We start from the raw sequence: 20,075 nt of genomic DNA on the forward strand, positions 1-20,075 counted from the left end.
CGGGTCGGCGGCGGGGGGGGGGGGGGGGGGGGGGGGGGGGGGGGCGGGGCCGGGGGGGGGGCGGGGGGGGGGGGGCCCCCCCGCCCCCCCCCCCCGACGCGTGGTCGGGGTGGGGCGTCAGCCGACCGCGGCGAGGGCCGCGGCCAGGCGGGTGGTCGACCGACCGGGGTGGAACGGGACCGTGACGACCCGGCCGCCCCACTCGGCGAGCGTCGCCGCCTCGGGCAGCTCGCTGGCGGCGTAGTCGCCGCCCTTCGCCCAGACGTCCGGGCGGAAGCGGCGCAGCGCCTCGTCCGGGGTGTGCTCGTCGAAGACGACGACGGCGTCGACGCAGTCGAGTGCGAGCAGGAGCTCGACGCGGTCGTCCTGGCTCATGATCGGCCGCTCCGGACCCTTGAGGGCTCGGACCGAGTCGTCGGAGTTGAGGCAGACGACCAGGCAGTCGCCGAGCGCCCGGGCCGCGGAGAGCGTCCGCGCGTGCCCGGCGTGCAGCAGGTCGAAGCACCCGCCGGTCGCGACGACGGTGCCGCCGGCGCTGCGCACCTCGTGCACGACGCGCAGGGCGTCGCGGTCGACGCCGGGCACCGCCACCGGAGCGGGTCCGTCGTCGGCGAAGAGCGCGGTGACGCCGCCGGCCGCGAGGTACTCGGACGCGGCGAGCACGCCCGCCTCGACGGCCTCGGTCACGTCCGCGCCCTCGGCGAGGGCGATCGCGACGCCGGCCGCCAGCCGGTCGCCTGCTCCGCAGGGGTCGCCGGCGGTGACGGACGGGGCGGGCACGAAGCGGCTGTCGAGCGCACCGGATCCGGCACCGCCGTCCGCGGCGGGACGGCGGGACGCGACGAGCGCACCCCGGTCGCCCATGGTGACGGCGACCGCGTCGACGCCCCAGGTGTCGACGAGCGCCGCGGCGGCGTCGGTGGCGAAGGGCACGCCCTCGCCGGGGACGTCCGTGTAGCGACGTGCCTCGGACGTGTTCGGGGTGACGACCGCGGTACCGACCACGGGGGCGGCGCCCTTGGGGTGCGGGTCCCAGACGACGGGCGTGGTGCGGGCGGCGGCGGTGAGCGCGTCGCGGAGGCCCGCGGACGCGGCGACCCCGCGGCCGTAGTCGGCGACGACGATCGCGTCGGCGCCCTCGAGTGCCGCGGTCATCTCGGCGGTGGTCTCGGGGATCGGGGGCGTCGCGCAGCCCTCGTCGATGCGGACCAGGGCGTGGTCGACGACCCGCACGCGGGTCTTGACCGGCGTCGGCGCACCGGAGGGACCGGCGACGACCCGCACGTCGGGCAGCAGGGCGCGGATCTCGGCTGCGCGGTCGTCGTCGCTCAGGACGGTGACGAGCGTCACGTCGTGGCCGTCGCGGACCAGCATCGTCGCGACGAGACCGGCGCCGCCGGCACGACGGTCGTCGGTGCGGACGTCGACGACGGGGACCGGGGCGTCCGGGCTGAGGCGCTCGCTCGTGCCGGACACGTCGACGTCGAGCAGGGTGTCGCCGACGACGACGATCCGGCGACGCAGACCGCCGCCGGTGCTCGGCGAGGTACCGCCGGTGCGCTGTGCGCCGCTCACCGGCGGCCACCGCGGCGGAGGGCCGGCTCCATGGCCCGGCAGAGCGCGTGCACGAGGACCAGCTGGGCCTCCTGCACGTTCGCCGACGGACCCTCGATGCAGATGGCGTCGTCGACCGCCTCGGCCAGCGGGTTGGGGCCGGGGCCCGTCATCGCGATAGAGCGGGCGCCGACGGCGCGGGCCGCCTCGGCGGCGCGGAGCAGGTTCGGGCTCTTGCCGCTCGTGCTGAGCAGGACGACGACGTCCCCGGCGCGGGCGTGTGCGGTGACCTGGCGGGCGAAGACCTCGTCGTAGCCGTAGTCGTTGCCGATCGCCGTGACCGCGGAGCTCTCCGCGTGCAGGGAGATCGCCGAGTAGGCGGGGCGGTCGCCGTCGAACCGGCCGGTCAGCTCGGAGGTCAGGTGCTGGGCCTCCGCGGCGGACCCGCCGTTGCCCGCGGCGAGCAGGCGACGGCCGGCCACCAGGCGGGCGGCGATGTCGTCCGCCCACGCGGCGATGTGGTCCTTGTGGTCCACGAGGGACGCGATCACGGGCACCGAGGCGGCCACGTGGTCGACGACCGTGCGGACGCTGTCGCTCTCGGTCGCCGGCTCGCGGGTGCCGGTCTGCTGCTCGATGGTCATCGTGCGGTCCTCTCCGTCGGGTGCGGCCGTGCCGCGGGCGTCGGGCGGGCGGTCCGTCCGGCGCGACCGGGGCGGGAGCCCGGGGTCAGGGTCGCGGGTTCCGCGGGCGCCGAGCCGGTGGCGGCCACGGCGCTGGTCGGTGCGGGGGCGCCGCTCCCGGCGGCCACGCCGCCGGCGACGAGCCGCTCGTACACGCGCTCGCTGTCGGCGGCGACCTTGTGCCAGGTGTAGCGGGTCTCGGCGCGTTCGCGACCGGCCCGGCCGTACGCCTCGCGGCGCTCGGCGTCGTCGAGCAGGCCGCCGACGGCCGCGGCGACGGCGTCCTCGTCGCGGGGCGGGACGTGCAGCCCCGTCGCGTCCTCGACGACCGTGTCGATGAGGCCGCCGACGCTGGAGGCGACGACCGGTCGGCCGCAGGCCATCGCCTCGAGCGGCACGATGCCGAACGGTTCGTACCAGGGAGCGCAGACGACGACGTCGGCACTGCGGTAGACGGCCGGCATGTCGTGCTGGCCGAGCTGGCCGCGGAACGTGACGTGCTCGCGCACCCCGAGCGAGCGGGCCAGGGCGTCGAGGCGCTGGTACTCGGGGTCGTCGGCCAGGTCGGACCCGGCGGTGCCGGCGCCGCCGACCACCACGAGCTCGGCCTCGCGGCCCTCGTCCAGGAGCTTCGCGAGCGCGGCGATCGTGGTGCCGACGCCCTTGCGGCGGACCAGGCGCGACGCGGTCAGCACGCGGAACGGTCGGCCGCGTTCCTCGACGGGGCCGTCCGGTCGGAACAGTTCGGTGTCGACGCCGCACGGCACCACGGAGATGGCGTGCAGCGGAACGCCGAGGGCCTTGAGCTCGAAGGCCTCGTCGGAGCAGGTCGCGACGACCTGGTCGACGCTCCGGCCGACGGCGGGCTCGATCCACTCGCGCTCGGCGGGGCTCGTGTCGGCGGTGCCCTGGTGGCGGCGCTTCACGACGCCGAGGGCGTGGAAGGTCTGCACGACCGGGATCCGGATGCCACCCGTGCGGGCCTGCACCTGCTTGACGGCCTCGAGCGCCGCGTGGCCGGACATCCAGAAGTGCCCGTGCACGACGTCGGGGCGGTCGACGAACCACTCGGCGGCGAGCACCGACGCGAACGTGCCCATGTACGGGAACAGGTCGTCCTTCGGCACGTGCCGAGCGGGTCCGGCGTCGACGTGCACGACCTCGACGCCGGGTCGCAGCAGCACGCGGACGGGCTGGTCGGCGTCGTCGCGCCGCGTGTAGACGGTCACCTGGTGGCCGCGGTCGGCGAGGGCTCCGGAGAGCTCCGCGACGTGCACGTTCTGTCCACCGGCGTCGACACCGCCGAGCACGGCGAGCGGGCTCGCGTGCTCGGACACCATCGCGATCTTCATCGGAGGCTCCCTTCCAGCGCGGCGGACGCCGCGTGCTCCCGTCGCGCACCACGCGCGACGGCGTCGTCGAGGAGGTCGTCCCAGTCGCCCAGGTACCGGCCGAGCGCGTGCCGCGCCAGGGCGGCCTCACGGGCGACGGCACCGCGGCGGCGGGCCTCCTCGGGGTCCTCCAGCAGCGTCCTGGAGGCGCGGACCAGCTCCTCGACGTCGGTCGCGATCGCGCCGGCCTCGGCGGGGACGGTGCGCGCCGCGTCGGTCGTCGCGAGCACCAGCACCGGCATCGCCATGTGCATCGACTCGATGAGCGACAGGCCGAGGGAGGTCCACCGGTTCGGGTGGACGTAGGCACGGCGCTGCGCGAGCGCCGCGTGCATGGGGTCGGCCGGCACGTCGCCGAGGGCGACCACGCGGTCGCCGAAGCCGAGCTCCGGCAGCCGTTCGGTCCCCATGCCCCAGAGGTCCACGGGGGCGACCTCGGCGAAGCGGGGGAGCAGGTCGGTGCCGACGACGCGACCGCGGCGGACCGGCTCGTTGATGACGACGCCGAAGCGCTCGAGCTCGCCGGTGTACAGCGGACCCGGATCGACGACGCCGTGCTCGATCACGGTGGTGCGGGTCGTGCCGCAGTCCCACATGAGGGCGTTCCAGTGCGTGACGTGCGCGATGACGAGGTCGTCACGGTCCCGCATCGGGTGCAGGCTGCTCGGGACGTCGACCCGCGGTGCGTTGTGCTCGACGAAGACCGTCGGGACCGAGCGGCCGCCCAGGAGTCGACGCGCCTCCTCGAGTTCCTCGGTGCGCTGCAGCACGACCACGTCGACCTCGGCGTCGGCGACGTCGGCCGGGTCGATCTCGATCACGGAGTCGGGCCAGTCACGGCCGCCGCGCCCGAGGCCCCAGCCGTCGCGGGCCGGGGTGGTCGGGACGAGGTACTCGTGGGGGCCGCGGACGAAGGCGTCCATCCAGCCGCCGTGCACGTGCCACACGAGGATCCGCATGCAGGGCCTTTCGGTCGATCGGGTTCCCACGAGCGGCCTCGCGCGCGCAGCGCGGGTGCCGACCGACAGGAGCAGGAGGAGCAGTGGCGCACGCTACGGAAGCAGTGCTGCGCCCCTTCGCAGACTTCTCTGCTTCATCCGCGGAACGCGGTCGGGACCCCTGTCACGCTACGGCCGAGCAGGCGTTCGTGGGCGGCGAGGACGTCCTCGACGCGCACTCCGGACAGGCAGGGGTGCCCCGGGACCGGGCAGTCGCGGGCCCGGCTCAGCCGGCACGGGGCGGCCTGGTCGCCGAGCAGTTCGACGTCCGGCGCGTACGGCGCCCACTTCACCGCGGGCACGACGGGCGAGAACAGGCTCACGATCCGCGCACCGACCGCGGCGGCGAGGTGCGCGGGACCGGTGTTGCCGACGACGACCACCTCGGCGCCGGCGAGCACGGCGGCCAGCTCGGCGGGCGACGTGCGGCCGCCGAGGTCGAGCGCCGTGTCGCCGGCCACCGACGCCGTGAGCGCGCGCTCGCCCGGACTGCCGGTGACGACGACGGGTACGCCCCGCTCGGCGTAGGCCGCCACCAGCGCGCGGTGGTGGTCCTCGGGCCACGACCGCGCCGGCACGCTCGCACCGGGGTGGACGACCACGTAGCGGTCCAGGGCGGCCACCTCGGGTGGTGCGACGGCGTCGTGCCGGACCGCGAGCCTCCCGTCGTCCGACGCGGGCAGCGCGAAGCCCGCCGCCTGCGCGATCCGCAGGGCGCGCTCCGGCTCCGGGAGGTCCTCCGGCAGGTCCTCGCCCGGGCGCAGCCGCACGTCGAGGAGCGACCCCGGGTGGTCGACCGACGCCCCGGAGACGCGGGCGACCCCGGCCAGGCGGAGCAGCAGCGCGACGGGCAGGGGCGACTGGTGGAACGAGGTGAGGACGACGGCCTCGTCGGGCTGCTCCTCGGTGACCAGGGCACGGAACTCGCCGAGGAGCGCGTCGTCGATCGGCCGCGCCGTCTCGGTGACCCACGGGGCGGCCCACACGCGGACACGGTCGACGCCGGGCAGCAGGTGTGCCGCCGGCGCACCCTGCGGACCGCAGAGCATCGTGACGTGCGCGGCACCGGCGGCCACCGCCCGGACGGCCGGGCCGGCGACGAGGACGTCACCGAACGAGTCGAGGCGGACGACCAGGACGCGGGGCCGGGGCATCGTCGCGCCCGTCCGGGCGTCGGCGTCCGCCGTCGCCGCGCTCACGCGCGTCGGGCGGGGACGCGGGCGAGCACGAGGTCCACGGCCTCGGCCAGGTCGGCGGCGACGGTCGTGGCCGCGTCGACCTCCTCGGTGCGCGTGCGGGCCGTCGGCACGAGGATGCCCTGCGCTCCGGCCGCTGCCGCCGCGCCGACGTCGGCGCCGATGTCGCCGACCACGACGAGCTCCGAGGGGTCGACGCCGAGCCGCTCGGCCGCGTCGAGCACCATGCCGGGACGGGGCTTCCGGCACGGGCAGCCGTCACCGGCGTCGTGCGGGCAGACGCACCACACGTCGAACGGCCCGACCAGCTCGTCGACGCGGGCGTTGGTAGCGTCGACCTGCTCCCGGGTCGCCAGGCCCTTGGCGATCGCCGACTGGTTGGTCACGACGCCGACGAGCAGCCCCGCGGCCCGGGCCCGCTCGACCGCCCGGTGCGCACCCGGCACGGGCACCACGCGGTGCGGGTCGGCGTTGTACGGGACGTCGATGACGATCGTGTCGTCACGGTCGAAGAGCAGACCGCGGACGAGGCGGTCCTTCGCGAGAGCCATGCACCTTGGTACCGGTCCGGAGCCGTGAACCGCCACAGCGCAGTCCGGATACCGTCGTACCGTGACCGCTGTCCCCGCCCTGCCACCGTCCGACGGCCGCCCGGACCTCCTGGTCCTCCGCGCCATCAAGCTCGGCGACGCGCTCGTCGCCGTCCCCGCGCTGCACGCGCTCCGCCGGGCCTTCCCCGGCCACCGCATCACGCTCGCGACGACCGCGTGGCTCGCCCCGGTCGTCGAGCTGCTGCCGGTGGACGTGCACCTCGCCCAGCACGGCCTCGACCACGCGATCGCCGTGCCGGCCGGCGCGGTCGACGTCGCCGTGAACCTGCACGGTGCCGGGCCGGAGTCGTCGGACCTGATCGCCGCGCTCGGTGCGCGACGGGTGATCGGCCACGCCGACCCGACGCACGGGTACGAGGGACCGGAGTGGCCGGACGACGTGCACGAGCGCGAGCGCTGGGCCGACCTGGTCACCTGGCACGGCATCCCCGCCGACCCCGACGAGGTCGCCATCGCCCGCCCGCAGGCACCCTCGGTCGCGCCGGGTGCCGCGGTGGTGCACATCGGCGCCTTCCACGGGGCACGGCACTGGCCGACGGACCGCTTCGCCGACGTGGTGCGCGGGCTCCGGGAGCGCGGTCTCGACGTCGTCCTGACGGGAGGCGCGGACGACGTCGAGCGTGCCACCACCGTCGCGCAGGCGGCCGGGCTCGACCCCTCGGCGGTCCTCGCGGGGGCGCTCGAGCTGCAGGCGTTCGCCGGCGTGGTCGCCGGGGCGTCGCTCGTGGTCACGGTCGACACCGGTGCCGCGCACCTCGCGTCGGCCTACGGCATCCCGTCGGTCGTGGTGTTCGGACCCGCCCCGCCGGAGGCGTGGGGACCGCCGACCTCCGGCCCGCACGTCGTGCTCACGGACGCCTCGGTCCGCCGCGGCGACGTCTTCGCCGAGGACCCGGACCCGGCGCTCCTGGCGGTCGGGGTCGACGACGTGCTCGCCGCCGTCGACTCGCTGCCCGTCCGGGCACAGCCGGTGTGAAGCGCTCGGGGGCGCACCGGTAGCGTCGCCGAGGAGCACACCAGCTCGAAGGACCACCGCTCGGAAGGAGCACCCGTGTTCGAAGCCGCCAACATCCGTGACTGGATCGGCCTGCCCGTCGTCGACGACACCGAGGACAAGATCGGCACGCTCGAGAGCATCTACTACGACACCGCGACCTCCGACCCGGCGTTCGGCGCCGTGACCACCGGACTGCCCGGGTTCCAGAAGCTGCTGTTCGTGCCGCTCGTCGGGGCGACGGTCGCGCCGAAGCACCTGCGCGCCGCGTTCTCGAAGAAGCTCGTGAAGGACTCGCCGACCATCCCGACCGACGGCGAGCTCGAGGCGTCGACCGAGCCGGTGCTGTACGAGCACTACGGGCTGCAGTACCAGACCGGCAGCGGGGGAGAGCGGCGCCTGGGTCGCCGCTGACGTGACGGCGGGTGCGGACGGGTAGTCTTGCCCGTCCACACCCGGCCCGTCCGTCGCCGTCCCTCGTCCACCTGGAGCACCCCCTGAAGCGCACCGCCCGCCCGAAGCGGCTCGTCGCCGCCGTGGCCGTGCTCGCCGTCGCGGCGGTGGCGGTGGTCCTCCCGTGGTCGCCCGGTGCCGGACCGGGTGAGCGGGCCGCTGCGGCCCCCATGTGGCCCGTCCCGGAGCCCTACCCGGTGACCGACGAGCCCGCGGAGACCCTCGCCGCGATCCCGCCGGGCAGCGAGTACGTCGCGCTCGGTGACTCGTACTCGGCCGGCTACGGCCTGCCGGACCCGACACGGCTGCCGACGAACGCGTGCGGGCAGTCCGCGCGGGACTTCCCGCACCGGATCGCCGCGCGCTTCGGCCTCGCGCTGACCGACGTCAGCTGCGCCGGGGCCACCAGCCGCGACGTGGTCTCCGGCCACCAGTTCCGCGGGGCGCCGCCGCAGGTCCGTGCGCTCTCGGAGCGCACCCGGCTCGTCACCCTGACGATCGGCGGGAACGACGCCGACCTCTTCGGGACCGCCGCGTCGTGCCTGGCGCTCTCCGCGCGCGGACCGGTGTTCTCCGGCCGCGACGCGCCGTCCTGCCGGAGCACGCTGGTGCGCGACGGCGTCGACGACCTCGAGGTCCGCATCCGTTCCCGGGTCGCGCTCGGCATCGCCGACACGCTCGCGGCCGTCCGCCGGGCGGCGCCGAACGCCGAGGTCGTGCTCGTCGGCTACCCGGCGATCTTCCCCGACGCCGACCACACGCCCGAGCGCGGGTGCTTCCGGTCCGCGCTCGACCTCGGGTCACTCGCGGGTTCGTTCCCGCGCGACACCTACCCGTTCACCGACACCGACGTGCGCTACCTGCACGGGGTGCAGGAGGAGCTCGACGAGGTGTCCGCGGCGGCGGCCCGGGCGGCCGGGGTGACCTTCCTCGACGTGTTCGCCCGCTCGCAGGCCCACTCGGCGTGCGCGACCGCCCGCCCGTACGTCGCCGGCGTCTCGCTGGCCGGCACCGGTGACCTCAGCCGCATCGACCTCGAGCCCGGGGCGCTCCACCCCAACGGCCGGGGCGTCGCGTGGCTCACCGCTCGGCTCGCGGCCGCGCTCCGGACCACCGCGGGCTGACCGGCACCGGCCCGCCGGCGCTCGGTACGCTCGACCCGTGGTCACCAGCGCCGGGCTCCTGCTGCACCGCGGTCCGCCGCACGACGGCGACCTGCAGGTGTTCCTCGCGCACATGGGCGGGCCGTTCTGGCGGCGCCGCCCGCGGGCGTGGTCGATCCCGAAGGGACTGCTCGAGGAGGGCGAGGACGCCCTCGCCGCGGCCCGCCGCGAGTTCGCCGAGGAGATCGGCGTCGCGGCTCCCGACGGAGAGGTCGTCGACCTCGGCGAGGTCCGCCAGGCGTCGGGCAAGCGGGTCCGGGTGTTCGCCCTGCCGGCCGAGGGGTTCGTCGTCGACGTGGTCCGGAGCAACACCGTGCGGCTCGAGCTGCCGCGCGGGTCCGGCCGGTTCGTCGAGGTGCCGGAGGTGGACGAGGCACGGTGGGTCCCGGTCGACGAGGCACGCGAACTGCTCGTGGCGGGACAGGTCGTCGCACTCGACCGGCTGGTGTCCGCCGTCACCGATCCGTGACCTCGGGACCGTGCCCCGTCCGCGGGACACGGATAGCCTGAGGAAGCGTCAAGGACAGGTGGCGCCGACACAGGGGAGCACACATGCGCGGATTGCGCACCATCACCGCCGGCGGCATCGCCGTCGTCCTCGGGGCCGGGCTGGCGGTGAGCGGCGTGACCAGCGCCTCCGCCGCGACCGCGGGGCACTGGGGCGTCTTCACCGTCGCCGGGTCCGCCCGCGCGTACAGCGGTGCCGTCGCGCTGCCGGGCTTCCCGGAGACCACGTTCACGTCGACCTCGCGCCAGACGCAGGTGGTCTCCGGCGCGTCGACCTGGCAGGGGCCCTCGACGCCGCCGGGAGCCGTGTACGGCAGCAGCCGGGGCAACTCGTACGTCAACCAGCGACCCGACACGGACAACGCGACCAGTCCCGCCGTCACCACCTACACCTTCGCGGGTGGCACCCCGGGCGCCGGCGGGTGGTCGTTCGTGCTGGGAGACATCGACGCCGACCAGGCCACCATCACGGCGACGCTCGCGGACGGCACTCCCGCCTCGGTCGCGCAGCTGGGCTTCGCCGGTGCGTACAACTCGTGTTCCGTGGTCTCACCGGGCGGCTGGTCCTGCGACGCGGACAGCGACGGCACCACCGGGCGGGACGTCCCGACGTGGAACGCGACGACCGGCGTCCTCGTCGGCAACCCGACGGCGAGCGACACGGCCGGAGCCACCGCGTGGTTCACGCCGACCGCCTCGCTCGGCACCCTGACGATCACGTACCAGCAGCGCAGCGGGTTCCCCGTCTACCAGACCTGGTTCGCGAACCGCACCTCGTCGCTGTCCGGCGTCGCGACCCTCGACGGTGCTCCGCTGTCCGGCGTCCTGGTGACCGCGACCGCACCGAACGGCACCGAGTACACCACCACGACCGACGCCGACGGCGCGTACTCGTTCGATGCCCTGACGCAGGCCGACGGCTACCGGGTGTCGATCGCCACGCCCGACAACGCGGCGGTCGACCGGGCACCGGCTGCGTTGTCCCTGCGCAGCGACGTCACCGGCGCCGACTTCGCCTTCAGCACGCCTCCCGGCACGGTCGAGGTCGACGGCACCGTGGTGGACGAGGACGGCCTCCCGGTCGCCGACGCCACCGTCACGGTGACCGACCCGGCGACGGGCACGGTCCTGGCCGAGGTGGTCAGCGACAGCGAGGGGCGGTGGAGCGCCTCCGGCCTGCCCGCAGGGACGGCGATCAGCGCCACCACCGCCGGTGCGACGCCGGTGACCGCGACCACGGGCGCGGACGGGGCTCCGTCGGCGACCGTGCCGCCGATCGTCGTCCGGGCACCGCTGGGGACGGTGAGCGGTCGTGTGACGCTCGACGGCGTGGCACCGACCTCGCCCGTGACGATCGAACTCCTGCAGGGCGACCAGGTCGTCGTGACGGTCGAGACCGCGGCGGACGGCTCGTACGACCTCCGCCTGCGTCCGGGGAGCTACACCGTCCGCACCGTCGCTCCGGCGACGGGGGCCACGGGACCGACCGAGGTCGCCGTCACGGTCCCGGCCGACGGCACGGTGACGGCGGACTTCCCCTTCGTCTCACCGGTCCCGCAGACCGTGTCGCAGACGGGGACCGTGACGTACACCGACGGCACGCCGGTCGCCGGGACGACCGTCTCCGCCCGCCCGGTCGACGCGGGTGCCGGGGCTGACGTCCAGGGCAGCACGGGTGCCGACGGGTCGTTCGACCTCGTCGGGCTGACGCCGGCGACGCCCTACGTCCTGACGGTCGACGGAGCGGACCCCCGGACCGTCACCTCGGCGGGGCCCGGAGCCGCACCGACGCCGGTCGGCTTCGTCCTGCCGCTGCCGACCGTGGAGCAGCCGGGCACCGTGACGGACGCCGACGGCGCGGCCGTGCGCGGAGCCGAGGTCGTCGCGACGCCTGTCGACCCGGCCGACGGCAGCCCCGTCGAGGCCACGACGGACGCGGACGGCGCGTTCGACCTGACCGGACTGCGCCCGAGCACCGCCTACTCGGTGATCGCTGGCGTCGAGGACCTCGCCAGCGAGCCCGTGGCGGTGACGACGGCCGCCGTCGGTGCGACCCCGACACCGCTGGCGATCGCGCTGCCGGCCGTGGCGGTGCCCCCGACCACGCAGCCGACGCCCGCTCCGACCGCACCGGTCGAGCCGGGCACCGGGCCGACGACCGTGCCGGTCGGCAGCGCGGGTGGCAGCGTGACGGGCGGTGGACTCGCGTTCACCGGTACGGAGCTCACGCCGGGGCTGATCGCCGCGGGCGCGTTCGTCCTGCTGGGCGGCGGTCTGCTGACGTTCCGGGCCGTGCGGAACCGTCGCCGCACGACGCACCTGCAGGACTGACCCGGTGACGAGGACGGGGCGGAGCACTGCCGGCCCGCCCCGTCCCCGTCGTGGTGGCACCGGCGAGTCAGCGCCGCCCCCGCCGAACCCGCGCAGCACCCCGCCGCACCCGGACCGCACCCCACCGGGACCGCGCCGAGCCTCCCGGCCCGTTCCGTGACCAGGCGGGGCGCACCGCCGGAGCCGCACCGAGCCTCCCGGCCGGCGTCACCGGGCCACAGGGCCTGCACGATCCGCCCGCCGCGCACCGTCGAGGTCCCAGGACTCGCCGTCAGCACAGCCCCGGGGTCCCGAGGACTCACGTCGACCGCGCCGAGGTCCCGGGATAGTGGAACCTCGACGACCGGCGATCGGGCGAGTCGGCGCACCTGCCCGCCGAGCGTCGCGCGCCGGACGTGCCTCAGCGCTGGCGACGCGTCCGCACCGACCCCGTGCTCACGGCGACCGACCCGGTCAGCGTCTGGATCGCCCGGCTGACCACCGGCACCGAGGTGGTGACCACCGCGAGCGACGACGTGATCGCCTCGATCGACGACGTCGACAGGTGCTCCTGCGTGTGCGTGTGCACCGGGAAGCCGCGACGTGCCACGAGCACGACGCCGAGCGACCCCACGAGCACCACGGCCCCCGCGAACGGCAGGTACTGCAGCCCGACGAGCCCGAGGGCCTGGCCGCCGATCGCCGCACCGCCCGCGATCCCGATGTTCGAGGCGCCGTTGACGAGCGCGCCGGCGATGTCGGGGGAGACGCCCCCGGTCCGGATGGCCGCCGCCATGAAGAGCGTCCCGGTCGTCCCGTTCGCGGCCATCCACACGCCGGCGACCGCCATGGTGCCGAGCAGGGAGCCGTGGACGAACGGCAGCACGGCGAAGGCACCCGCCATCACGGCGACGGCGGCGACGAGCGTCTGCCGCGGCGCACGGTCGACGAAGACCCCGGCGAGCCAGAGCCCGACGACCCCGGTGCCGCCGAGCACGAGGAGTGCGCCGCTCACCATGCCGGCGTCGAGCCCGGCGTCGATCGCGTAGGGGCCGATGTAGGTGTAGACGACGTAGTGGCCGGCGAAGAGCAGCAGGTCGGCCACCACGACGGCGAGCAGGCCGGTGCGTGCCCACGCCCGCGGCGAACCGATGTGCGGCGATGCGCTCCCGCCGACGCTCGGCAGGAACGCCACGGCGACCACGGCGAGCGCCGCGGCAGCGAGTGCGACCCCGCCGACGGCCGGCCGCCAGCCGGTGTGCTGCGCGACCCAGGTCGCGAGGGGCACCCCGAGGACGAAGCCGAGCGAGCTGCCGGAGTAGACGAAGGCGATCGCCCGGCCGGCCAGCCGGGGCGGCACGATGCGGGTCGCGTAGGCCGACGCGACCGAGAAGAACAGCGCGTGTGCGACACCGCCGACGACGCGGCCTGCGCAGACGACGGCGAAGGTCGGAGCGAGCGCGACCATCACGTTCGACACCGCGTAGCCGACCAGGGTGGCGACGAGCACCGCCTTGCGGGGGAGTCGCGCGGTGAACGCGGTGAGCGGCAGCGCGAGGATCGCGACGGCCGCCGCGTACACGGTCACGACGACGCCCATGGTGGACTCGGAGACGCCGAGGTCACGGCTCATGGTGCCGAGCAGGCCGACCGGCATGAGCTCGGTCGTGATCGCGAAGAACGTCGCGAGACCGAGCACGGCGATGCCGACGACGGACCTGCTGGTGACGGTGATCGGCCTCGTGTGCGTCGACACGGCCGAGGTGGTGGTGTTGGTGGACACGCTGCTGACCTCCTCCGGGGGACACCGGAGCACGCAGCAGCTCACCGTCCTGACGGTGGGGGTGCGGGGCGCGCTCGCGGTTCGTCGTCCGGGCCGACCGACCCGGACGTGGTGTTGTAGGACGACTCCACGGCGAGTGCGCTCCTCCAGTGTTGCACGCTGCATCCGGATCGCGCGAGACCCCCGCGGAAAGTCTCAGGAGCGCTCCAACGCACCGCGGGAGCGGGCATTCCCCGGTCAGTTCTCGTTCGTCACGGTCCCCTGCACGCCGCCGCCCCGCAGGGTGACGGTCAGCGTGCCGCTCATCGACTGCGCCGAGAGCGAGACGTTCCCGTGCAGGGCGTCCTCGCGCGGGTAGCAGGCGGTCGTCGACTCGAGTCGGTTCGCGGTCGCCACCAGGCAGATGGTCTCGCGGTCGGTGCCGACGCCGGCCCAGACGTTCCAGGGCGTCTCGAACGAGCTGCCGTCGAGCGCCCGGTTCGTGAACACGAGCCGTGTGGTCCGCAGGCTCACCGGCGCCTCGACCGGGCCCGGCAGCTGGTCGGCGTACGTCTGCGGGATGTCGAGGAGCTCCTCGAGCGTGACCGTCCCGGCACTCGGCGTCGTGCTCGGCGCGGCGGCGGGCTGGTCGTGCGAGGTGCCGACGAGCGTCCCGGCGGCGAACGTCAGGCCGAGCACGGCCGCGGCACCGAGCGCGATCCAGGCGCGCGGGCGTGCGGTCCAGAGCAGTGAGCGGGCTCGTGTCCGCCAGGTCGTCGGTCCGGCCGGGAGGCCCGCCCCACCCCCGTCGTCCACCGCGCCCCCGTCGCTCCCCGGCTCGGTACCGGCGGTGCCGGTCCGTCCCGCCGGCTCGGCTCCCGTCGTCGTCGCCGCGCCACCGTCGGACGCCCGGTGCGTGCCGGGGTCGGGTCGTGTGTCGCGGTGCAGACGTGCGTCGGGCTCCGCCCGGGCGTCGTGATCCGTCCGCATGTCCTGTCCTGGTCGCGCGTCGGGGTCGTGTCGCGCGTCGAGGTCCCGGAGCGCGGCCCGCGCCCGAGCGGCGGCCTCGGCCGACGACCCGGCGCCCCACGCGAGCGCCTCGAGTCGTGCCCGTTCCGCGGTGACGTCGTCGTCTGCCATGCGCACTCCCGGTCCGGACGCACCGGACGTCGCCCATGTTCCCACCGAGGCGCAGCGCCGTCCGCCCCGGTGCGGGCTCCGGCCGGTCCGCGCACCCGCCCAGTTCGAGGGGGTAGACGGGACCCATGAGCCCCGACCGTGACCCCGCGTCCGCCACCGACGTGCCGACGACCCCGCCCACGACGGACCGGCACGGCGCGCCACACGACGAACGGCCCGGCGAGGAACGACACGACGCCGTCCGGCACGACGCCGACGAGGAGACCCTCGAGGCGCTCAGCCACGACACCCAGTCCGGCGAGGCCGACTACGTCGCGACGAGCCCCGGGGGGAGCGGCACCGAGCGCCACGTACCGACGCCCGACGAGGAGCAGGGCCGCGGGTCGGAGTACGACCCGGTCGACCAGGGCCCGCAGCAGGAGGGCCAGGGCGGCTAGGCACCCTGGCGGCACCGACCGAGCTCAGCGCACCAGTCGCCGCAGCACGGCCCGCTCGCCGAGCGTCCACACCGCACTCGTGACGACGTAGAGCGTCGCGGCGAGCGGGACCACCGCGGCGAAGGCGACGGAGACGAACGGCACCCACCGGGCCACGGCCGCCGCGGTCCCGCCGCCGGGCGTTCCGGGAACCGGTGCGTCGACGGGGTTCCAGCGGGAACCGGCACGCCGCGACAGCTCGACCGTGACGGCGAGCACGCCGAGCAGCACGAGCACGATCCAGGCGTGCGTCCAGAGCGGTCCTGCCAGCACCGCGAGGAGCGTGTGTCCGAGCGGGATGTCGACGAGGGTGGCGTCGAGCAGGGCGTTCGCGGCGCCCGCGACGGACGCGTGGGTGAAGAGCGTGTACACGAGCGACAGGACCGGAGCCTGCGCGAGCACCGGCAGGCAGCCGGCGAGCGGCGAGACGTGCTCCGACGTGTACAGCCGCTGCAGCGCCTCCTGGAGCCGACGCGTGTCGCTGCCGTACCGTCGGCGGAGTGCCGCGACCTGCGGCGCCAGGCGACGGCGGTCCCGTTCGGCTCGCACCTGCAGCACGGCGAGCGGGACGAGCGCCGCACGGACGGCGAGCGTGACGAGGACGACCGCGAGTGCGGCCGCAGCGGCGCCCGCGACGGGCGCGAGCCCGTCGGTGAGGGCGGTGAGCAGGTCGGCGCCGGCGTGCAGCAGGCTCCCGACGACGGGCAGGGTGGTGACGTCCATGACGATCCGTTCGGTGGAGGGGTACGCGGTCACGTGACCCGACCACCCGCGGGTGGTCAGGGCGGCGTCACCGCGCCCGGCGCTCGCGACCGCACGTGACCATCGGCGTCCGGGTGCCGCCACCCGATCCGCGTCGGCCGTTCGACGGCCTCCCTCGGCCGGCCGTCGGCGGTCGGGTCGACGTCGAGCCCGAGCACCGTGGCGAGCACGCGGACGACGAGGACCGTCGCGGCCACCGCCGCCAGGCCGAGGGCGGCGACGGCGAGCAGCGGCGCGGGGGAGGCCACCGAGGCGTCACCGAGCTGGAGCGCGGCGACGGCACGCAGCAGGAGCTCGATGACGGTCATGGTCGGTTCAGCGTAACGCCCGCGTGCCGCGGCGGACCGTCGGGTGTGGACGGGCAGGATCACAGGCATGACCGCAGGATCGCCGAGCACCCCAGCGACCCTCGCCCTCGAGCGGGCGGGGATCCCGTTCACGCCGCACGTCTACGAGCACCACGAGACGGCGACGAACTTCGGCGAGGAAGCAGCCGCGGCGCTCGGCCTCCGCGAGGAGCAGGTCTTCAAGACCCTGGTGGTCTCGGTCGACGGGCAGCTCGCGGTCGCGGTCGTCCCCGTCGCGAACCGACTCGACCTCAAGGCGATCGCCGCAGCCCTGGGCGGCAAGAAGGCGACGCTGGCGCAGCCGGCCCTCGCCGAGAAGCGGACCGGGTACGTCGTCGGCGGGATCAGTCCGGTCGGGCAGAAGACTGCGCTCCGCACGGTCGTCGACGAGTCGGCGCTGACCTACCCGAGCATCTTCGTCTCCGGAGGCCGTCGCGGGTTCGACATCGAGGTCGCTCCGACCGACCTCGTCCGCGTCACCGACGCCTCGACCGCGGCCATCGCGCGGACCTGAACAGGACCCCAGCGCGGACCTGAGTCGAGCCGACGCAACTTCTTCCACCTCCCGGGAATGACCCGGCGCCTCCTGCGTTGCATTGAGTCGAAGGCACTCAAGTTCCCCAGGAGGTCCCGTTGCCAGAGACGTTCGGCCCGACCGGCAGCAGCGACGCGTTCGACGCGTTCCTCGCCCGCCTGCTCGCGGCACAGCAGTCCGGCGCCCAGCGGTCCGTACCGTTCGGGCGACCGGTCGACATCACGCGGCTGCTCAGCCGCCGCACGCACGACCTGCTCAAGCGCACCGCCGAGTACGCGGCATCGCAGGGGCAGCGCGAGATCGACGCCCTGCACGTCCTGCACGTGCTCGTGGGCGCCGACCCCTTCGCCGCGGTGCTCCGCCACGCCGGCGTCGACCCCGAGCGCTTCGCCGCCGAGGTCGAGGAGCGCCTCCCCGCCCCGACCGACGAGCCCGTCGAGGGGCGCCCGACGCTGACCGGCACCGCGCAGCGGATCCTGCTCGAGGCGACCCAGGCCGCCAAGGGCTTCGGCAGCACCTACACCGACCCCGAGCACGTCTTCTTCGCGCTCGTCACCGACCAGGACACCGTCGCCGGGCAGCTGCTCGCGAGCGCCGGTGTCACCCCGCAGGCCGTGCAGGACTTCGCCCAGCAGGCCGCGGCAGCAGCACGAGAGGGGCGCCCGATGCCCGACACCACGACGACCGAGAGCGACACCCCGACGCTCGACCAGTTCGGCACCGATCTCACCGAGCGCGCCCGCGACGGTCGCATCGACCCGGTGATCGGCCGTGCCGACGAGATCGAGCAGACGGTCGAGATCCTGCTCCGTCGCACGAAGAACAACCCCGTCCTCATCGGTGAGCCCGGTGTCGGCAAGACGGCCATCGTCGAGGGCCTCGCGCAGCGCATCGCCGACGGCGACGTGCCCGTCCTCCTGCAGGGCAAGCGCGTGGTCGCCCTCGACCTGCCCGGCATGCTCGCCGGCACCCGCTACCGCGGTGACTTCGAGGAGCGCCTGACGAAGGCGATGGACGAGATCGCGGCACACGCCGACGAGCTCATCGTGTTCGTCGACGAGCTCCACACGGTCGTCGGTGCGGGCGGCGGCGGCGAGGGCGGCTCGATGGACGCCGGCAACATCCTCAAGCCCCGACTGGCGCGCGGCGACCTGCACCTGGTCGGCGCGACGACCCTGAACGAGTACCGGCGCATCGAGAAGGACGCCGCGCTCGAGCGTCGCTTCCAGCCGGTCACGGTGGGGGAGCCGAGCGTCGAGGACGCCGTCGCGATCCTCGGTGGGCTCGCCCCTCGGTACGCCGAGCACCACGACGTCGAGTACACGCCCGAGGCCCTCCGCGCCGCGGTCGAGCTCTCGCACCGCTACGTCACGGACCGGCACCTGCCGGACAAGGCCATCGACCTCGTCGACCAGGCGGGCGCCCGTCGTCGTCTCGCCCTGTCGGGCGACGTCGACACCGAGGCGCTCCGCGACCAGGTCGCCGAGCTGCAGGCCGACAAGGACCGCGCGGTGGCCGACGAGCGGTACGAGGAGGCGTCGCGCCTGCGCGACGAGATCGACGGACTGGAGGCGCGGATCACCGCAGTCTCCTCGGGTGACGGAAGCAGCGCCTCCCGTCCGACCCCCGCCGACCGCACGATCACGGAGGCCGACATCGCCGAGGTGGTGTCGCGCGCCACCGGCATCCCCGCGACGCGCCTGACGCAGGGCGACCGCTCCCGGCTCGCCTCCCTCGAGGACGAGCTCCACGAGCGCGTCGTCGGCCAGGACGACGCCGTGCGCGCCGTCGCGACCGCGGTCCGGCGCAGCCGCACCGGCATGGGCGACCCGCGTCGCCCGGTCGGCAGCTTCCTGTTCCTCGGCCCGACGGGCGTCGGCAAGACCGAGCTCGCGAAGGCCCTCGCCGGGTCGCTGTTCGGCGACGAGTCCGCCATGCTCCGCTTCGACATGAGCGAGTTCGGCGAACGGCACACCGTGTCCCGCCTGGTCGGTGCCCCTCCCGGGTACGTCGGCTACGACGAGGCCGGGCAGCTCACGGAGCGCGTCCGTCGCAACCCGTACTCGGTGATCCTGCTCGACGAGGTCGAGAAGGCCCACCCCGACGTCTTCAACCTGCTGCTGCAGGTGCTGGACGACGGACGGCTCACCGACGGGCAGGGGCGCACGGTCGACTTCCGCAACACGGTCGTCATCATGACGTCGAACATCGGGTCGGAGTTCCTCGCGTCCCGCTCCGGGGCCCTCGGGTTCTCGGCATCGGCAGACGGCGGCTACTCCGAGGACGACCTGCGTGCCCGAGTCATGGGCCGGCTGCGCGAGTCGATGCGTCCGGAGTTCATCAACCGGATCGACGACATCGTGCTGTTCCGCAAGCTCGAGCGCGGACAGCTCCGGTCGATCGTCGACCTGCTGCTGCAGGACACCGCGCTCCGGCTCCTCGCGCAGGGCATGACCCTGTCGGTGTCGGACGCCGCGACCGACTGGCTCGCCGAGCACGGCTACGAGCCGGAGTACGGCGCCCGCCCGCTCCGGCGGCTGATCCAGCGCGAGGTCGACGACCGCATCGCGACCCTGGTGGTGGACGAGCAGGCGCACGACGGTGACACCGTCCGGATCGACGTCGAGGACGGCGGGCTCGTGGCCCGCGCATCCGCCGCGGCAACGGTCTAACCGCAACCACGCGCAGCACGGCCCCGGTACCCCAGCGGTACCGGGGCCGTGCTGCGTCCGCGTGTTCTGCGATGCAATTCCAGAAATGTGGGAAGAAAGGGTTGCGCTCGCATTCCCGACGCCGATAGTGTTCACGAGCATCACCGGCTGTACGAGACCGAGAGGGGGCCGACAATGATGATCACCGCGATGAACCCGTTCCGTGGAGTCCGCGCGATCGACGGCACCCCGCTCCGTTCGCACTGACGCGGGACGTCCCGCTCCAGCCGTCCTCCCTCGACCGACCGAGGTCGTCGCACCCCTGACGTGGTGCCGCTCCGGTCGTGCCCGCACAGCCCCGCTGTGACGGGCCGCACACACCGTGCCGTCCGCGGTCGTCCGTCCTGCTGACGGCGGCCGACCGGGCACGGTGCGCGTGCGCCGAGGTCGGACCGCGAGCGGCGGACGTCTCGCGCGACGACTCCACACGGTGACCGCAACCGGTCACCGACAATGCAGCCGTGCGCATTCCTGCGCGCCCT

Annotated in this window: 18 protein-coding genes; 8 read left to right on the top strand and 10 right to left on the bottom strand. The window is 75.0% G+C overall.

The genetic code is table 11. The features are described 5' to 3' along the window. Window positions 1-117: 117 nt before the first annotated feature. The 6 genes from AB0N84_RS09710 to AB0N84_RS09735 form a co-directional block, all read right to left on the bottom strand. Window positions 118-1,575, bottom strand: coding sequence for a PfkB family carbohydrate kinase (locus tag AB0N84_RS09710; RefSeq protein WP_363545635.1), 1,458 nt, complete (start codon window positions 1,573-1,575; stop codon window positions 118-120). Beyond that, on the bottom strand, window positions 1,572-2,198 hold the full coding sequence (locus AB0N84_RS09715; protein ID WP_069710924.1) for an SIS domain-containing protein: 627 nt from the start codon (window positions 2,196-2,198) through the stop codon (window positions 1,572-1,574). The genes AB0N84_RS09710 and AB0N84_RS09715 overlap by 4 nt, the downstream gene beginning before the upstream one ends. Further along, window positions 2,195-3,589, bottom strand: coding sequence for a glycosyltransferase (locus AB0N84_RS09720; RefSeq protein WP_363545638.1), 1,395 nt, complete (start codon window positions 3,587-3,589; stop codon window positions 2,195-2,197). Before AB0N84_RS09720 ends, AB0N84_RS09715 begins: the two co-directional genes overlap by 4 nt. Then, the gene (locus AB0N84_RS09725) at window positions 3,586-4,587 is read right to left on the bottom strand and encodes a glycosyltransferase (protein WP_069710923.1); all 1,002 of its coding nucleotides are present in this window, start codon (window positions 4,585-4,587) and stop codon (window positions 3,586-3,588) included. The genes AB0N84_RS09720 and AB0N84_RS09725 overlap by 4 nt, the downstream gene beginning before the upstream one ends. Window positions 4,588-4,721: 134 nt before the next feature. Further along, window positions 4,722-5,780, bottom strand: coding sequence for a glycosyltransferase family 9 protein (locus tag AB0N84_RS09730; RefSeq protein ID WP_363545641.1), 1,059 nt, complete (start codon window positions 5,778-5,780; stop codon window positions 4,722-4,724). Window positions 5,781-5,821: 41 nt separating this feature from the next. Then, on the bottom strand, window positions 5,822-6,373 hold the full coding sequence (locus tag AB0N84_RS09735) for an HAD family hydrolase (protein ID WP_363545644.1): 552 nt from the start codon (window positions 6,371-6,373) through the stop codon (window positions 5,822-5,824). A gap of 61 nt (window positions 6,374-6,434) precedes the next feature. Here AB0N84_RS09735 and AB0N84_RS09740 point away from each other — a divergent pair, with 61 nt between their 5' ends. From AB0N84_RS09740 to AB0N84_RS09760, 5 genes are all read left to right on the top strand, one after another. Continuing rightward, the gene (locus tag AB0N84_RS09740) at window positions 6,435-7,409 is read left to right on the top strand and encodes a glycosyltransferase family 9 protein (RefSeq protein WP_363545647.1); all 975 of its coding nucleotides are present in this window, start codon (window positions 6,435-6,437) and stop codon (window positions 7,407-7,409) included. Between the two features lie 75 nt (window positions 7,410-7,484). Next, window positions 7,485-7,841: a PRC-barrel domain-containing protein gene (locus AB0N84_RS09745; protein ID WP_069710920.1), complete on the top strand. Its 357-nt coding sequence runs from the start codon at window positions 7,485-7,487 to the stop codon at window positions 7,839-7,841. 11 nt (window positions 7,842-7,852) lie between these two features. Further along, a complete protein-coding gene (locus AB0N84_RS09750) occupies window positions 7,853-9,004 on the top strand; it encodes an SGNH/GDSL hydrolase family protein (protein ID WP_363545650.1) in 1,152 nt (383 codons plus the stop codon). A gap of 37 nt (window positions 9,005-9,041) precedes the next feature. After that, window positions 9,042-9,512 carry an NUDIX domain-containing protein gene (locus AB0N84_RS09755; protein WP_363545653.1) on the top strand — a complete coding sequence of 157 codons (471 nt, stop codon included), beginning with the start codon at window positions 9,042-9,044 and terminating at the stop codon, window positions 9,510-9,512. A gap of 83 nt (window positions 9,513-9,595) precedes the next feature. Beyond that, a complete protein-coding gene (locus AB0N84_RS09760; RefSeq protein WP_363545655.1) occupies window positions 9,596-11,881 on the top strand; it encodes a carboxypeptidase regulatory-like domain-containing protein in 2,286 nt (761 codons plus the stop codon). A 400-nt stretch (window positions 11,882-12,281) separates the two neighbouring features. Here the strand turns inward: AB0N84_RS09760 and AB0N84_RS09765 are convergent, their stop codons facing one another. Both AB0N84_RS09765 and AB0N84_RS09770 read right to left on the bottom strand, forming a co-directional pair. Next, window positions 12,282-13,643, bottom strand: a complete 1,362-nt coding sequence (locus AB0N84_RS09765) for an MFS transporter (protein WP_363545658.1) — start codon at window positions 13,641-13,643, stop codon at window positions 12,282-12,284. Window positions 13,644-13,880: 237 nt separating this feature from the next. Then, a complete protein-coding gene (locus tag AB0N84_RS09770; protein ID WP_363545661.1) occupies window positions 13,881-14,762 on the bottom strand; it encodes a hypothetical protein in 882 nt (293 codons plus the stop codon). Between the two features lie 125 nt (window positions 14,763-14,887). On the opposite strand from AB0N84_RS09770, the gene AB0N84_RS09775 reads away from it, so the two are divergent. Then, complete coding sequence (locus AB0N84_RS09775; protein WP_363545664.1) at window positions 14,888-15,199, top strand: hypothetical protein; 312 nt, start codon at window positions 14,888-14,890, stop codon at window positions 15,197-15,199. A 24-nt stretch (window positions 15,200-15,223) separates the two neighbouring features. On the opposite strand, the gene yidC is transcribed toward AB0N84_RS09775, so the two are convergent. Further along, window positions 15,224-15,961 carry a membrane protein insertase YidC gene (yidC, locus tag AB0N84_RS09780; RefSeq protein ID WP_182047514.1) on the bottom strand — a complete coding sequence of 246 codons (738 nt, stop codon included), beginning with the start codon at window positions 15,959-15,961 and terminating at the stop codon, window positions 15,224-15,226. Window positions 15,962-16,017: 56 nt separating this feature from the next. Next, complete coding sequence (locus AB0N84_RS09785) at window positions 16,018-16,308, bottom strand: hypothetical protein (RefSeq protein ID WP_363545667.1); 291 nt, start codon at window positions 16,306-16,308, stop codon at window positions 16,018-16,020. A gap of 67 nt (window positions 16,309-16,375) precedes the next feature. On the opposite strand from AB0N84_RS09785, the gene ybaK reads away from it, so the two are divergent. After that, a complete protein-coding gene (ybaK, locus tag AB0N84_RS09790; RefSeq protein ID WP_363545670.1) occupies window positions 16,376-16,861 on the top strand; it encodes a Cys-tRNA(Pro) deacylase in 486 nt (161 codons plus the stop codon). Between the two features lie 119 nt (window positions 16,862-16,980). Next, on the top strand, window positions 16,981-19,554 hold the full coding sequence (locus AB0N84_RS09795; RefSeq protein WP_363545673.1) for an ATP-dependent Clp protease ATP-binding subunit: 2,574 nt from the start codon (window positions 16,981-16,983) through the stop codon (window positions 19,552-19,554). The last annotated feature ends 521 nt before the right edge of the window (window positions 19,555-20,075 follow it).

The sequence above is a fragment of the Curtobacterium sp. NPDC089185 genome, assembly GCF_040685235.1.
In the GTDB taxonomy this organism is placed as follows: Bacteria; Actinomycetota; Actinomycetes; order Actinomycetales; family Microbacteriaceae; genus Curtobacterium; species Curtobacterium citri.